A 13,815-nucleotide genomic window follows, 5' to 3' on the forward strand; every position below is an offset into this window, starting at 1 on the left:
TGCGCCGCTTGCCTTCTCGTGGAAAGAGGGTTTAGGCAAAGCTTTTGCGGCGAGGTTCCACCGCGCGTGTGGCTGCCACGGCGGGCAGGCTTTGCAGAACACGAGTGGCGGGCAAAATTGCGATGACTTCGGTGCCCTCACGCAATTTCGAACGCAGAATGAATTGACCGTCGTGCTTTGCCAGAATTGCCTGCACGATGGGAAGCCCGAGGCCGGTGCCTTGCTCTGCGCTCTTGATCGCGATTGAGCCCTGACCAAACGCAGAAAGCACGACCGGAATCTCATCTTCCGCGATGCCTGGTCCATTGTCCTTGATGGCGACATATTGACCGCCACCGGCGGTCCAGCCGACCTTCACCGTGACCTCGCCACCCTGGCTTGTAAACTTCACGGCGTTCGACAGCAGGTTCAGCAGAACCTGACGCATGGATTTCTCGTCGGCCCAGACCTGCGGCAGATTGGGTTCGAACTGCTGGTGGATGCTGATGTTCTTGGCGCGTGCGCGCAACTGCACCATGCCGATGCAATCCTCGGCGATTTCCAGCAGCGAAAGCGCTTCCTCGTTCAGTTCATAACGACCCGCCTCAATGCGCGACAAATCGAGAATCTCGTTGATGAGGTTGAGCAGATGCTGGCCTGAGCGGTGGATATCGCCAGCATATTCCCGGTAAGTGCCATTTCCCATCGGTCCCAGCACTTCCGAACTCATGACCTCCGAGAAGCCGAGAATAGCGTTCAAGGGGGTGCGCAGTTCGTGTGACATTGAGGCGAGGAAACGCGACTTGGCCAGATTGGCCTCTTCCGCGCGGCGGCGGGCTTCATCCGAAACAGACTTGGCAACCTCGAGTTCGGCAATCAGATCGTCCTTTTCCGACTGATAGGACATCAGCGTCAGGTTGGAGCGATAGAAGCGGTTTGAGACGTAGTGAAAAAACAGAACGGCTGTTGCGCACAGACCGAGAAGCCCGACATCGAAGACGTTGCGGCTATCGAGGGCGATCAGCCCAAGGCTTAGCATCGGCAACAGGAAGGCAACGATGACCGCCATGCGCAACAGGACATTGCTCATGGCTGTGATGGAAATCGCGATCAGCAGCACCGCGCCCTTGTAGAAGTAATAGCCATCGCCGCCGCAGACCGCGCATTCGCTAAAGGCAAAGGTTGCCCAGCAGGCGCCCATCAGGAACTGGCCGAAGATGAACATGCGCTGCCAGCGTTGGGTATTGAGCGCCGTCAGTTCAGTTTTCGAAGCGCGACGCGCAAGCAGGAGGTTCAGCGAGTGCGCCGCAAGCGTGAAGAGCGCCCAAGGCAGCAGGGAGGAATTGCCGGTGATATAGGTGCCGACTGCTGCGACGAGGACGATGAAGAAGGGCAGGATGAGCGCACTTTGCAGCATGTTATTGACATGCAAGGCAAGCGCATCGTGATCGAAGGCATGGCTTCCATTGGCGCTGGACTGCAAGCGTTCACGCGTGGCGCGAACCGCCTTCGACACCGCCTTGTTACGGTGGTGCCGCGATTTGTCCACGATGATCTTGTCGGTGGATGTACTGACGCCGCTGCTCATGCCATTTTTCGATCGAATACGCGTTTTGGGAATGGTAGGGTCTAAATCTTAAGAAGATCCTGACGGAAAGGTTTCGTTTGCCATCTTTGGCAGGCTTCCGTTTGCAATTAGAGCGGAGTTCAACCTGATTGAATCATTCTGCAGCAATGGATTTTCGTCAGGATCAAGGATTTTGCCGATGGGCATATCGGGATATACGTCCGAGGCGAAAGCCGAAGGTATTGGCGAAAATACATGCTGCCCAGAGGGTTGGCCGAAACCGGCCGTCCACTTTGTCGAAGGGCTTGGGCGTATGCTACGGCTACGCCACGCGCCCTTCTCCTCGTGGAACAACCGGTTTGGGCCAACAGAATTGATCCAATCAGGTCGAATTCCGCTCTAAGATTGAACTTGAATGAGTACATATAGAAGGCATCGACGTTACCGAAGGGCGCAGGACTGGCTTCTGACAAGCTGTTTCATTATGGGACTCATTGTCATTGCATCTGTGCTGCAGGACGGAGGCGAGCAGCGGGTTTTCCGTGGCCCATTTCATGTCATTGATGGCGATACGCTTGCAGAGGCGGGGTTTCGTCTACGGCTCGCGGGGATAGACGCGCCTGAGCTGGATCAAACCTGCCGCACCGTGGATGACCAGCCTTGGCCTTGTGGATGGGTCGCGCGGGATCGGCTGGTGGATCTCGTCAAGGATAGTGATGTCGAGTGTCGTGGTACGGAGGTGGATCGTTACGACCGTCCGCTCGTAATATGTTATCGGCTGACTACAAATCTGAACGTTCAGATGGTTCGTGCAGGGTTTGCGCTTTCAACGGGCTTGCTGACCTATCAGCGTGAACAGCTGAAAGCCGAAAACGAAAAGCGCGGCATCTGGGCCGGACGGTTTCAGCGTCCGTCACAGTGGCGGAGAGAGCGGAAGCTTGAACATCAGGGCGTCGATTTCTCCAATATTCTTGATGGTTTGAAAGGAGTACTGTCCCTGCAATGGCTTTGACGAGTGATGAGCAGCGTATCGAAATCTTGCAGACGGCGATTTCTGCCTGCCGGATCTGCCGGGATGTTCCTGCCAAAGGCATCGAGGACCGGCTGCCGCATGAACCCCGGCCCGTTGTCGTCATGTCCTCTACAGCCAGGATTTTGATTGCGGGGCAGGCGCCTGGGCTTCGCGTTCATGAAAGCGGCATACCGTTCAACGATGCATCCGGCGACAGGCTGCGCCAATGGTTGGATGTGACGCGCGAGGAGTTCTACGATCCGGCGAAGTTTGCGATCGTGCCGATGGGTTTCTGCTTCCCCGGCTACGATGCCAAGGGGCATGACCTGCCGCCGCGCCGGGAATGCGCTCCCCTGTGGCGTCGTGCCGTGATTGATGCGATGCCGCAGATCGAACTTGTTCTCGCAATTGGCGGGTATGCGCAAGACTGGCATCTAAACTGCGTCGGCAAAGAAAGCATGACGGAAACGGTGTTCAACTGGCGGCGAAGTTTCATGGTCAATGGTGGAGTCCGCATCCTGCCACTGCCGCATCCGAGTTGGCGCAACAGCGGCTGGTTGAAGCGCAACCCTTGGTTCGAAACAGAGTTGCTTCCCATTTTGCGACAGAGTGTGGACAGCTTCATTCGCTGAAACGATTTTCGGTTACATGCTCCAAATTTCACGCTAATAAGAAAAATAATCTCTGAAGGAGCAAATATGGACCGCCTTGACCGCAAGATTCTGCGCATTTTGCAGGAAGACTCGACACTTGCCGTGGCCGATCTTGCCAAGAAGGTTGGTCTTTCCACCACGCCTTGCTGGCGCCGCATCCAGAAGATGGAAGAGGATGGCGTTATCCGTCGCCGGGTTGCGCTGCTTGATCCTGCCAAGGTCAACACCAAAGTGACTGTATTCGTCTCCATCCGCACCAATAGTCACTCCATGGAATGGCTGAAGCGGTTCTCGGAGGTCATTTCGGAATTCCCGGAAGTCGTGGAGTTCTACCGTATGAGCGGCGATGTGGATTACCTTCTGCGCGTCGTCGTGCCGGATATCGCCGCCTATGATGCATTCTACAAGCGGATGATCTCCAAGATCGAAATCCGGGATGTTTCGTCGGTCTTTGCGATGGAGCAGATCAAATACACGACCGAACTGCCGCTTGATTATATGGTTCTGGATAACCAAAGATCCGGCGAAGAATGATAAAGGGATCAGCGATACGACAGATCGTCGGCACTTTCGACATGAGTTCTAGGGATCGTGTTGAGGATTGATGGAGACGTTCCAGACCGAAGAGCGGCGTATCCGGTTCGAGGCTAGGAAACTGGCCGTCGAGCTTCTCGTAAAAATCCACCTGGAGCATCTGGAAGGTTCACGTCATCTGGTGATGAACCATTATCGGCTGAATTTCGGTCTGTCGCTGAGTGCTGTCGCCGGTCTTGTATCGCTTTACGCGGCGGCAATCCGTTTCGGTGCCGAGTTGGGAAGCGACCCCGGTAGCCTAATGCGAATTGGATTTGCGCTTATTGCCATCGGCTGCCTGGTTGCATCTGCCATGCTGGCAACTCGCGCCTTGCGAAAACTTGCGTCCAGTTCGGCGCACCTGCTTCGCGACCCTTTTCCCAATGCAGAGACGGAACTGGCGGAGATATTCGAAAACCCGACGGCCGATGAGACCAATATTGTACGCAATATCCTGCAAGTGATGAAGCTGAGAGTGGAAGCAGAACCTGCATTCAATCACACTTCGGGGCGGAACACGTTTCTTCTGGTGCTTGGCGTCATCTTCGGACTGGCTCCCTTTGTTGTTGTCTGGCCATGGCCGATATGAGCCTTCAGCCTCGCACCGAATGGCGCGAGGCTGTTTTGCCTTACTTTTCCAGCCGCGCCAGCAGGGATGACGTGTCCCAACGGTTGCCGCCCATTTTCTGAACTTCGGCGTAGAATTGATCCACGAGAGCCGTCACCGGCAGGGTTGCGCCGTTGCGCTTGGCCTCGGTCAGAACAATGTCGAGATCCTTGCGCATCCAGTCGACAGCAAAGCCGAAGTCGTATTTTCCGGCGTTCATCGTCTTGTGGCGGTTTTCCATCTGCCAGGAGCCGGCAGCACCCTTGGAAATGACCTCAACCACCTTCTCAATGTCCATGCCTGCCTTCTTGCCGAAGTGAACAGCCTCTGAAAGGCCTTGAACGAGGCCGGCAATGCAGATCTGGTTCATCATCTTGGCCAGTTGGCCCGCGCCGACCGGACCCATGAGGCCGACCATGCGGGCATAGGCATCGATGACCTGTTTCGCTTTGTCGAAGGTTGCCTGATCTCCGCCGCACATGACGGTGAGGACGCCGTTTTCCGCACCTGCCTGGCCGCCGGACACCGGGGCATCAATGAAACCGCAGCCCTTGGCGGAGGCTGCCTGCGCCAGTTCCCGCGCCACTTCTGCAGAAGCGGTGGTGTTGTCGATCAGAATGGCGCCGGGCTTCATGGCGGCAAGAACACCGTCCGGTCCGATGGTCACCGAGCGAAGATCATCATCATTGCCGACGCAGGTGAAAACGAAATCGGCACCTTCGGCAGCTTCTGCCGGTGTCTTACCCAAACGACCGCCGAACTTCGACACCCAGGCCTCAGCCTTGGCGGTTGTGCGGTTGTACACAGACACCTCGTGTCCGCCCTTTTCCTTCAGGTGTCCCGCCATTGGAAAGCCCATAACGCCGAGACCGATGAAAGCTACCTTTGCCATTACCCATTCCTCTTTGAGTGCTGGCTTTCATTAGACCAGTTTTTCATCCCACGGAAGCACGCGAAATCCAACACGCCGGAAGTGGATAATTGTAATAGTCCATAGAAATAGAAGAAATTATCGTTTGCCTCGTCGAAAAGAGATTTTCTTATGTCGATGCAATTGGTCGTCTATGGGAGCCTTACCTCATCGCTGAACCACCGGACGCTCGGACGCCGGTTGTAAATCTGGAGATGGGGACATGACTGATTTTTCACGCCGGCAGACGCTGGCTCTATTCGGTGGCGCTGTTGTCGCTTCCACACTAACGTTGCCCGGCATCACACGGGCCGCGACCACGACCATCAGGATTGGTTGGCAGAAGGGCGGCGTTCTGGCGCTTGCGAAAGCAGAAGGTGCTCTGGAGAAGCGTTTTGCGGCCAAGGGTGTGACAATCACCTGGTCCGAGTTTTCATCCGGGCCGCCTCTGCTGGAGGCGCTGGGTGCTGGCGCGCTGGACTTTGGGCCGACAGGCGATGTGCCGCCGCTGTTTGCACAGGCCGCGCGTGGAAACCTGGTTTATGCCGGAACATATAAGGGCAGCTCCGAAGGCTCGGCAATTCTGGTCAAGGCGGATTCGCCCATCAAGACGATTGCCGATCTGAGGGGCAAGAAGCTGGCGTTCAAGCGCGGCTCCAGCGCACACAATGTCGCGGTGAAGGTTCTGCGCAAGGGTGGGCTTTCCCTGACGGACGTGACGCTGGTCGATCTTGCGCCACCGGATGCTGCAGCGGCGTTCAAGAATGGCAGCATCGATGCCTGGTCGATCTGGGATCCCTACACGGCGGTTGCTGAAGCTGATCCGCAGACGCGCGTGCTGACGACGGCGCAGAGCATTGTCGACAGCTGGAGCTACTTCCTCGCTAACGGCGATTTCGCCAAGGAAAATGGTGGGCTCATTCTCGAGATCTTCGATGAACTGGCGCAGGTGGGCAAGCGAGCGCAGGCCAACCTGGACAAGACGGTTCCGGCGCTTTCTGCCATCACCGGCGTGCCGGAAGACATTACCCGCAAGACGCTTCAGCGCACGGGTTTCAGCCTCGGGGACGTTGGCATGATCTCGGATCAGGCGATTGCCTACCAGCAGGCGCTGGCGGACGAGTTTTTCGAACTCAAGATCATTCCAAAGAAGCTGACGATCACGGACATCGTCTGGCGCCCGAAGGCAAGCTGAACCCACGAAAGGGAGTGAAACAATGTCCAATACGCAAAAACCCATCGATTTTCTGTGGTTCATTCCGACCAGCGGAGACGGCAGCTACATCGGAGCCAGTGATCTGAACCGGGCGCCGGACAATCGCTATCTGCGAGAGATCGCGGTTGCGGTGGATCGTCTCGGTTACAGCGGCGTGCTGTTGCCGACCGGCGTATCCTGCGAAGAGAGCTTCGTGACAGCGGCCTCGCTGGCACCTTTCACGGAACGCCTGAAGTTTCTCGTGGCCATTCGCCCAGGCACGGCATCGCCAGCCTACTATGCGCGCCTTGCATCGACGCTGGACCGCATCACGGAAGGTCGGCTTCTGCTGAATATCGTTGTAGGTGGTGCGCCTGCCGAACTGGCTGGTGACGGGATATTCCTGCCGCATGACGAGCGATACGACCATGCCGAAGAGTTCTTCCAGGTGTTCGAAGATCTGTTGAAGACCGGAAAAGCGGATCTTGATGGCAAACACATAAAGGCTAAGGAAGCCCGTCTTGGCTTCCCCTCGATCCAGCAGCCGCGCCCACCGCTGTATTTCGGCGGCTCTTCCGATGCGGGGATAGAATTCTCCACCGGGCGTGCAGACAAATATCTGACCTGGGGCGAACCGCCGGAACAGGTGGCGGAGAAGGTGGCGCGGGTTCGCAAATCCGCCGCGGCGAAGGGCAGGGATGTTTCATTCGGCATTCGCCTGCACTTCATCGTTCGTGAGACGGACGAGGAGGCGTGGGAAGCGGCCGACAGGCTGATTTCCAAACTCGACGACGAAACAATCGCCAAGGCACAGGCGCATTTTGCCACGGCCTCTGATTCCGTTGGACAGCAGCGCATGGCGGCTCTTCACGGCGGCCGTCGCGACAAGCTTGAGGTTTCCCCAAACCTCTGGGCGGGTATCGGCCTCGTGCGCTCCGGTGCAGGCACGGCGCTGGTTGGCTCACCGAAGACCGTGGCAGCGCGGCTGTGCGAGTATCAGGAGATCGGCATCGAGACGGTGATTGGCTCCGGCTATCCGCATCTGGAAGAGGCGTACCGGGTGGCCGAGCTTCTGTTCCCGGAATTGGGGATTGCCACGGTACCTCAGCGCACAGGCTTCGGTAGCGAGTTTTCCCAACGCACGGTCTTTTCCGGTGGTGGGCACCAGACACTGCGAGCAGTGGCAGCTTCCTGAGCTGCTTCCGCTGAATTGAACCCGGTTTGAGGAGACTCTCATGGCACTTGCCGATCTCACGTTCAGCCGCACGCTGAAGCAGACGAACAAACGCATCCCTTCCTTCCCAAGACTTGACCGCGCGCATGTTCTTCCGCTTGTCGTGCCTGTGACCTTGATTGCACTATGGCAGTTCGGGTCCTCAACCGGGTTCATATCCGACCGGATCATGCCGTCACCGGTTGCGGTTACGCAGGCCTTCTGGAGCGAAGCCGCGAGCGGTGACCTCGGGCATAATATCCTCGTCAGCGCCGGACGCGCGCTGGCGGGTCTTCTGGTCGGCGGCACAATCGGCTTTCTTCTCGGCATCATCAACGGTGTGTCGAAGCTTTCCGAGCAGCTGACCGATACGACGCTGCAAATGGTTCGCACCATTCCGCATCTCGCGCTTATTCCGCTGGTCATTCTGTGGTTCGGGATTGGCGAAGAGGCAAAGCTCTTCCTGACCTCACTGGGTGTGCTGTTCCCGATCTATCTCAATACCTATCACGGTGTGCGCAACGTGGACCGGGATCTGTTGGAGATGGGCCGGATTTACGGCATGAGCCGTTGGTCTCTGTTCCGCAAGGTTATCTTCCCCGGTGCGCTTCCCTCCATCTTCGTCGGTCTGCGCTATGCGCTCGGCATCATGTGGCTGACGCTGATCGTATCTGAGTCCATCGCAGCGTCTTCCGGTCTCGGCTACATGGCCAACAACGCCCGCGAGTTCATGATGACAGACGTGGTTGTGCTGGCGCTTGTGATCTATGCGCTGCTTGGCAAGCTTGCCGATGTCATTGCACGCCGCCTGGAAGGCTGGACGCTTTCCTGGAATGCAGCCTACCAGAAGTGAGGATCAGCGATGTCTCTCCATATTCATGAACGTCCGGCAACATCACCTTCCGCTATCACCACGAATGGCGCCACTCGCCCTGATGCTGCATCCACGACAACGCAGGCGGTTTCTCTCCATTTGCGGGGGGTCGAAAAACGCTTCGGTGACAACCAGGTTTTGCGTGGCATCGATCTCGATATCGAGGCCGGGCAATTCGTGGCCATTGTCGGGAAAAGCGGCTGTGGCAAGAGCACGCTTCTGAGGCTGCTGGTCGGTCTCGACCAGCACACTGGCGGCGAGATTGCATTTCGCGGCGAGGACGGGAATCCCGCCAAGGCCGACGCGCGCATCGTATTTCAGGAGCCGCGACTTCTGCCCTGGTTCAACGTTGCCAAGAACGTGGCGGTTGGTCTGGGCGAGGGTGTCGACAAGGACGAGGCCCGGACGAAGGCGCTTGCAGCGCTGTGGGAAGTGCACCTGCGCAACAAGGCGGAGGAATGGCCCTCCCAGCTATCGGGCGGTCAGAGGCAGCGCGTTGCTCTTGCACGGGCGCTGGTCAGCAGGCCTGGACTTCTGGTGCTGGATGAACCGCTTGGCGCGCTGGATGCTCTCACCCGCATCAGCATGCAGACCCTGATCGCCCGTGTCTGGCGGGAACTGGGTTTTACCGCTGTTCTCGTGACCCACGATGTAAGCGAGGCGGTGCATCTGGCCGACCGGGTGATCGTGCTGGATGAGGGCAGGATCTCGCTCGACCTTGCCATTCCGCAGCCGCATCCGCGCAAGCACGGAGATGCTGAACTGGCGGAACTGGAAGGCAAATTGCTGGCCGCGATCCTGAAGGATCGTTGAACAGCAACGATCAGAAGGGTTTCACGATCGCCAGAAGCACAACAACGATGGTTGAAACCAGCACGATGGGCATCCCCGCGCGCACGAAGGCGGGAGGATCCAGAAGCGGGTTGGCTTCCATTCGGCGCAACCAGGCGCTCTGCATGCCATGCAGGGCGGACAGCATGACGACGATCAGCAGTTTCAGGTGAAGCCAGCCGCCGGAAAAGCCAATATAGCCGATTGCCAGAATGAGGCCGAAGACCCAGGCGCCCGCAAGCGCGCCGGTGGTAATGATGCGGTCATACCGGCGGAGCGCCGTGATGACGCCACCACGGATGGGGGCGGGCACCATGGAGATGACGAAGGCGTTGATCAGCATGCCGCCGACCCAGATGATGTCCGACGCGACGTGCAGGGCCTTGAGAAGGAAGTACAGCATAAGTTCCGTTCCAGATCGGGAGTCTATGGGACAGGCAGCAGGCGAAGACCGCCAATAACGTCGAGGCCCGATGTGAGCCCCGGCGTTTGTTCAATCTAGAGCGGTTCCAAACAAATTGGAATGGCCGGATCGCGTTGTTCAGCCCTTCAGACGGGCAACCACCAGATGTCCGGGTGTAGGGTTGCCATCCTGCATGCGTACATTGATGTCGGAAATCTCGATCAGTTCGAAACCGGTGGCAGCCAGGCGCTCGCGCACATAGGTTTCAGCGTGGGCAAAGCGCTGATGCGGGCCGACCATGTAGGAGCGACCTGCGAAAACCTCTTCCGGCAATGTTTCCGACGAGAAGATGAAAATGCCGCCTTCCACCATGTTTTCCGCCGCGCCGAAGAAAAGTGGCTCGAGCGCACCCAGATAGGGCAGGACGTCGGTTGCCGTAACGAGATCAAAGGCTTCATCGTCATTGTCTTCGAGAAAGTCCTCGACTTCCGCGACGTAAAGCGTCTCGTAGAGATCCTTCTCGTGGGCGATCTCAACCATGTTTTCGGAGATGTCGATGCCGGTGATATCGTCCACCATGTCGCGCAGGGTGCCGCCGGTAAGGCCGGTGCCGCAACCGAGATCCAGCATGCGCTTGAATGGTCCGAGCTTCAGATCCTGAAGACGCTGGCGCACCAGAACAGGGACCGCATAGCCAAGCTGTTCGACAAGGATATCCTCAAAGCTCTCGGCGTGCTGATCGAACAGCGTCTCGACATAGGCATCCGGGGCCTTGGGGGGCGTTTCGCCACGGCCCATGGCCGCAATGCGGACGGCCGCGCCGCCATGATCGTCCGGATCGATTTCCAGCACCTGCTGGTAGGCAGCAACGGCTGCATCGATCTCGCCCGACTTTTCCAGCGCAAGCGCACGGTTATAGGCTTCCGCCAGCGCTTCTTCGTCGATCTTGCTCATGGCTGCCTCTCGTCAAAACTTCGTCTCTAGAGAGGCGGCTTTAAGCTGAAGGTCGCCGGAAGGCAAGCGCAGGCGGCATTTGCCGACATTTCGTGTTCTCAGTGGATGATGAATTCGCCCTTCAGAGCACGCCATTCATTGGCCGCGATGAGTTTTCGGTGGACATAGCGCACCGAGTGCAATGGCCCGTCCAGCTTCTCCTGCCAGAATTTGAGAAAGGTCTTCATTTCCGGGAAGTCCGGGGCAAGATCGTAGTGCTGCCAGATATAGGTCTGCAGCAGGTTCTTGTGGTCGGGCATGCGATAGAGGATCTGGGCCGTTGTCATGCCGTAGCCCTTCAGCATCAGTTCCATTTCAGGCGTCATTCCGTGGCTCCGTAACGTCAATCTCTTCTGCGGCAATTTGCGGTTTGCCAAGAAGATTGGACCATTGGAGCCTTAACCGAAGCTTAAGGTCAAGACGCTAAATCACGCTTATTATTGTTTGTATTCAATGTCTTAGCACTCAATCTGAATGGCTGCTGCCAAAGCGATTCATCGCCGGTTCAGGCGGCGCGGCGCCAATTTCCCTCTGGAACAAAGTACTGACCTTCCCGTTGGTGCGAGCCGAATGCCCCTGAAAAGAAGGGTATCGGCAAGGGTTTCATACCATCGTTGGTATGACGCCCTTGCATTTGCATCTACGCATCGTTCTTGCCGAAAATCGCTGATTTTCGGGCCGATGCTTCGGGACGACCGACTGATAACGCAGTTAGGGAGCAATCATGCCCAAGCGTACAAGACTCCTCGCCAGTGTGGCGATGCCATTGATTTCCATCAGCCTTCTGGCACCCAGCGTGCATGCCGCGATGCCGGGCATTCAGGTGCCTGCACAGGGCATCCAGTCCGACATCATTCACGTTCAGGCTCCGCCGCCGGGACCGGAAGGTGCAGCAGGCGAGGAAGAGCAGAAGAAGCGTCGCCCGCCGCCAGAAGCACAGGGCGGAGGCCCGCGTGGAGAGCCTGAGCAGCCGCGCGGCGCACAGGGTGGCGCCCGCCCGGAGCGTCCCGCCGCTGAACCGCAAGCCGAGCCGCAAGCGGAAGCACCTGCCCGTGCAGCGCCAGAGCCCAAGACAGGACAGCCCAAGGCAGAGCAGCCCAAGGCAGAGCAGCCGAGAGCCGAACAGCCCAAACCGGAAGCCAAGCCAGAGCCCCAGAGAGAGCCGAAGCCGCAGGGCGATAATCCGCCACGCCGCGAGCCGAAAGCTGCAGAGCCGGCACCTGCCGAACGTCCCGCGCTGCCTGCCGAGCCAGCGCAGCGCGCGGCACCACCGGCTGAACCTGCGCAGCGCCCAAGTGCCGAGCGTCCTGCGGGAGAGCGTCCTGCAGGTGAACGTCCAGCGGGTGAACGTCCGCGCAACGATGCGCGACCGGAAACACGCCCCGGTGAAGCGCCTCAAGGTCAAGCACCCCAGGGTCAGGCGCCTCAGGGCGAGCCCGGGAGACCGGCACCAGCCGAGCGTCCTGCAGCACCGCCCGCTGCCGGCGCGCAGCCGCCTGTGCCACCGGTTCCTCCAGCAGCACCCCCGGCAGATCCGCCAGTAGCTCCGCCTGCTGCCCAGCCACCGGCTGCACCTGCGCCCGGTCAGCCGCCGGTAGCGCCGGGCCAGCGTTCCGACGCTCCAGCCGTTGCGCCGGCTCCCGGTCAAGCAGCAGGTCAGGCGGCAGGTCAGCCTCCTGTTGCTGCGTCACCGACCACGCCGCAGGAAATCGAGCGGGCAAAGGCCATTGCCAACAATCCTGCGCAGGCTCAGGGGCCAGTGGTTCTGCCCGTTCAGAACGGTGCCGCTGTGCTTGATAGTGCCAAGGAAGCGCCTGCCGCTGCCGCAGCACCCAGCCAGCCCGGAGCACCAGGTGCTCCCGGACAGCGTCAAGATGGTCAGCGTCGAGATGGTCAGCGTCCCGGTATGCCTCCGGCGCCAGGTCAGGCGCAGGCGCCTGCACCAGCACCGACAGCTCCGCCGCCACCACCGCCGACATCCGATGCCGCTGCCCAGGCCGCCGCGCCGGGTGGGCAACCGGCAGCACCTGTTCGCATCGAATCCTTCTCGCGCGTTCAGGGTGAGAGATTGCGCGAGCGCCCGCGCTTCGAAGACCCACGTGGCTGGGATGACGTGCGCCGTGCCAATGATGGCCGCGTGATCATTCAGTTCGATAACCGGACGTTCGTTCGCCATGACGATAGTGAGCGTTTCATCAGCGACGGCTATCGTCCCGAATATGACCGTCTGCCGGGTGGACGTACCCGTGAGATCTACGAGCGTGATGGCGGCGTGCAGATCGTGACGATCCGCAATCGCTATGGCGATGTGGTCCAGCGTTCTCGCGTCGGACGCGATGGCCGCGAAATCATCCTGTTCTATGCGCCGGAGCTTGCCGATGAACGCGCCGACCGCGACTACCGCTGGCGTGATCCGGGTGCGGAATTGCCCCCGATGCGCCTGACGATCCCGGTCAACCAGTATATCATAGATACGACCAGCGATCCGGATCGCGACTACTATCGCTTCCTCGAACAGCCGCCTGTCGAACGGGTGGAGCGGGTCTACTCCGTCGATGAAGTGCGTTACTCGGCCCGTATCCGCGACAAGGTTCGTCGTATCGATCTCGATACGGTCACCTTTGCCACGGGCAGTGCCGACATTCCGATGAACCAGGCATCCAGCCTGCGGAAGGTGGCGGACGCCATCAAGAAGGTTCTGGACCGCGATCCATCCGAGACCTTCCTGATCGAAGGCCATACGGATGCTGTCGGCTCTGACGAGAGCAATCTTGTGCTTTCTGACCGCCGTGCTGAATCGGTCGCGCGGGTTCTGACGGATGCCTTTGGTATTCCGCCGGAGAACATGGTGACGCAGGGCTATGGCGAGCGTTACCTCAAGGTCGCGACCCAAGGACCGGAGCAGCAGAACCGCCGCGTGACGATCCGTCGTATCACTGCGCTGGTGAAGCCGGTCGCACAGAACCGCTAAACGGTATCCGAATGATGCAAAGATCGCCGGGCCA

At 58.9% G+C, this 13,815-nt stretch carries 14 protein-coding genes; 9 read left to right on the forward strand and 5 right to left on the reverse strand.

The window, feature by feature from the left end; translation table 11 throughout:
- Positions 1 to 31: 31 nt before the first annotated feature.
- The gene (locus tag MUU53_RS02730) at positions 32 to 1,567 is read right to left on the reverse strand and encodes a sensor histidine kinase (protein WP_247259492.1); all 1,536 of its coding nucleotides are present in this window, start codon (positions 1,565 to 1,567) and stop codon (positions 32 to 34) included.
- 463 nt (positions 1,568 to 2,030) lie between these two features.
- Between MUU53_RS02730 and MUU53_RS02735 the strand changes: the two genes are divergently transcribed.
- The 4 genes from MUU53_RS02735 (at position 2,031) to MUU53_RS02750 (ending at position 4,373) form a co-directional block, all read left to right on the forward strand.
- Positions 2,031 to 2,558 carry a thermonuclease family protein gene (locus MUU53_RS02735; protein WP_247259493.1) on the forward strand — a complete coding sequence of 176 codons (528 nt, stop codon included), beginning with the start codon at positions 2,031 to 2,033 and terminating at the stop codon, positions 2,556 to 2,558.
- Positions 2,549 to 3,190 carry a uracil-DNA glycosylase family protein gene (locus MUU53_RS02740; RefSeq protein WP_247259494.1) on the forward strand — a complete coding sequence of 214 codons (642 nt, stop codon included), beginning with the start codon at positions 2,549 to 2,551 and terminating at the stop codon, positions 3,188 to 3,190. The genes MUU53_RS02735 and MUU53_RS02740 overlap by 10 nt, the downstream gene beginning before the upstream one ends.
- 66 nt (positions 3,191 to 3,256) lie before the next feature.
- On the forward strand, positions 3,257 to 3,745 hold the full coding sequence (locus tag MUU53_RS02745; protein WP_247259495.1) for an Lrp/AsnC family transcriptional regulator: 489 nt from the start codon (positions 3,257 to 3,259) through the stop codon (positions 3,743 to 3,745).
- A 70-nt stretch (positions 3,746 to 3,815) separates the two neighbouring features.
- Positions 3,816 to 4,373 carry a hypothetical protein gene (locus MUU53_RS02750; protein WP_247259496.1) on the forward strand — a complete coding sequence of 186 codons (558 nt, stop codon included), beginning with the start codon at positions 3,816 to 3,818 and terminating at the stop codon, positions 4,371 to 4,373.
- A gap of 40 nt (positions 4,374 to 4,413) precedes the next feature.
- Here MUU53_RS02750 and MUU53_RS02755 read toward each other — a convergent pair whose 3' ends face one another.
- Complete coding sequence (locus MUU53_RS02755; protein WP_247259497.1) at positions 4,414 to 5,283, reverse strand: NAD(P)-dependent oxidoreductase; 870 nt, start codon at positions 5,281 to 5,283, stop codon at positions 4,414 to 4,416.
- Positions 5,284 to 5,524: 241 nt separating this feature from the next.
- On the opposite strand from MUU53_RS02755, the gene MUU53_RS02760 reads away from it, so the two are divergent.
- The 4 genes from MUU53_RS02760 to MUU53_RS02775 are packed head-to-tail and all read left to right on the forward strand — an operon-like array spanning position 5,525 to position 9,396.
- A complete protein-coding gene (locus MUU53_RS02760) occupies positions 5,525 to 6,496 on the forward strand; it encodes an aliphatic sulfonate ABC transporter substrate-binding protein (protein ID WP_247259498.1) in 972 nt (323 codons plus the stop codon).
- A gap of 22 nt (positions 6,497 to 6,518) precedes the next feature.
- Complete coding sequence (gene ssuD / locus MUU53_RS02765; RefSeq protein ID WP_247259499.1) at positions 6,519 to 7,691, forward strand: FMNH2-dependent alkanesulfonate monooxygenase; 1,173 nt, start codon at positions 6,519 to 6,521, stop codon at positions 7,689 to 7,691.
- Between the two features lie 40 nt (positions 7,692 to 7,731).
- The gene (locus MUU53_RS02770) at positions 7,732 to 8,562 is read left to right on the forward strand and encodes an ABC transporter permease subunit (RefSeq protein ID WP_247259500.1); all 831 of its coding nucleotides are present in this window, start codon (positions 7,732 to 7,734) and stop codon (positions 8,560 to 8,562) included.
- 9 nt (positions 8,563 to 8,571) lie between these two features.
- Entirely contained in the window at positions 8,572 to 9,396 is an 825-nt protein-coding gene (locus MUU53_RS02775) for an ABC transporter ATP-binding protein (RefSeq protein ID WP_247259501.1), read from the forward strand.
- A gap of 10 nt (positions 9,397 to 9,406) precedes the next feature.
- Here MUU53_RS02775 and MUU53_RS02780 read toward each other — a convergent pair whose 3' ends face one another.
- From MUU53_RS02780 to MUU53_RS02790, 3 genes are all read right to left on the reverse strand, one after another.
- On the reverse strand, positions 9,407 to 9,817 hold the full coding sequence (locus tag MUU53_RS02780; RefSeq protein ID WP_247259502.1) for a CopD family protein: 411 nt from the start codon (positions 9,815 to 9,817) through the stop codon (positions 9,407 to 9,409).
- Between the two features lie 138 nt (positions 9,818 to 9,955).
- Positions 9,956 to 10,771, reverse strand: coding sequence for a class I SAM-dependent methyltransferase (locus MUU53_RS02785; RefSeq protein ID WP_247259503.1), 816 nt, complete (start codon positions 10,769 to 10,771; stop codon positions 9,956 to 9,958).
- A gap of 98 nt (positions 10,772 to 10,869) precedes the next feature.
- Positions 10,870 to 11,136: an usg protein gene (locus MUU53_RS02790; protein ID WP_062554268.1), complete on the reverse strand. Its 267-nt coding sequence runs from the start codon at positions 11,134 to 11,136 to the stop codon at positions 10,870 to 10,872.
- Between the two features lie 398 nt (positions 11,137 to 11,534).
- On the opposite strand from MUU53_RS02790, the gene MUU53_RS02795 reads away from it, so the two are divergent.
- Entirely contained in the window at positions 11,535 to 13,781 is a 2,247-nt protein-coding gene (locus MUU53_RS02795) for an OmpA family protein (RefSeq protein WP_247259504.1), read from the forward strand.
- The last annotated feature ends 34 nt before the right edge of the window (positions 13,782 to 13,815 follow it).

Source organism: Affinirhizobium lemnae (assembly GCF_022968395.1).
Lineage (GTDB): Bacteria > Pseudomonadota > Alphaproteobacteria > Rhizobiales > Rhizobiaceae > Neorhizobium > Neorhizobium lemnae.

Bases quoted from the DNA above. Each gene is read 5' to 3' on its own strand.
- MUU53_RS02775 (WP_247259501.1), top strand. From the start codon at position 8,572: ATGTCTCTCCATATTCATGAACGTCCGGCAACATCACCTTCCGCTATC.
- MUU53_RS02735 (WP_247259493.1), top strand. From the start codon at position 2,031: ATGGGACTCATTGTCATTGCATCTGTGCTGCAGGACGGAGGCGAGCAG.
- ssuD (WP_247259499.1), top strand. From the start codon at position 6,519: ATGTCCAATACGCAAAAACCCATCGATTTTCTGTGGTTCATTCCGACC.
- MUU53_RS02755 (WP_247259497.1), bottom strand. From the start codon at position 5,283: ATGGCAAAGGTAGCTTTCATCGGTCTCGGCGTTATGGGCTTTCCAATG.
- MUU53_RS02770 (WP_247259500.1), top strand. From the start codon at position 7,732: ATGGCACTTGCCGATCTCACGTTCAGCCGCACGCTGAAGCAGACGAAC.
- MUU53_RS02760 (WP_247259498.1), top strand. From the start codon at position 5,525: ATGACTGATTTTTCACGCCGGCAGACGCTGGCTCTATTCGGTGGCGCT.
- MUU53_RS02750 (WP_247259496.1), top strand. From the start codon at position 3,816: ATGGAGACGTTCCAGACCGAAGAGCGGCGTATCCGGTTCGAGGCTAGG.
- MUU53_RS02780 (WP_247259502.1), bottom strand. From the start codon at position 9,817: ATGCTGTACTTCCTTCTCAAGGCCCTGCACGTCGCGTCGGACATCATC.
- MUU53_RS02790 (WP_062554268.1), bottom strand. From the start codon at position 11,136: ATGACGCCTGAAATGGAACTGATGCTGAAGGGCTACGGCATGACAACG.
- MUU53_RS02745 (WP_247259495.1), top strand. From the start codon at position 3,257: ATGGACCGCCTTGACCGCAAGATTCTGCGCATTTTGCAGGAAGACTCG.
- MUU53_RS02740 (WP_247259494.1), top strand. From the start codon at position 2,549: ATGGCTTTGACGAGTGATGAGCAGCGTATCGAAATCTTGCAGACGGCG.
- MUU53_RS02795 (WP_247259504.1), top strand. From the start codon at position 11,535: ATGCCCAAGCGTACAAGACTCCTCGCCAGTGTGGCGATGCCATTGATT.
- MUU53_RS02730 (WP_247259492.1), bottom strand. From the start codon at position 1,567: ATGAGCAGCGGCGTCAGTACATCCACCGACAAGATCATCGTGGACAAA.
- MUU53_RS02785 (WP_247259503.1), bottom strand. From the start codon at position 10,771: ATGAGCAAGATCGACGAAGAAGCGCTGGCGGAAGCCTATAACCGTGCG.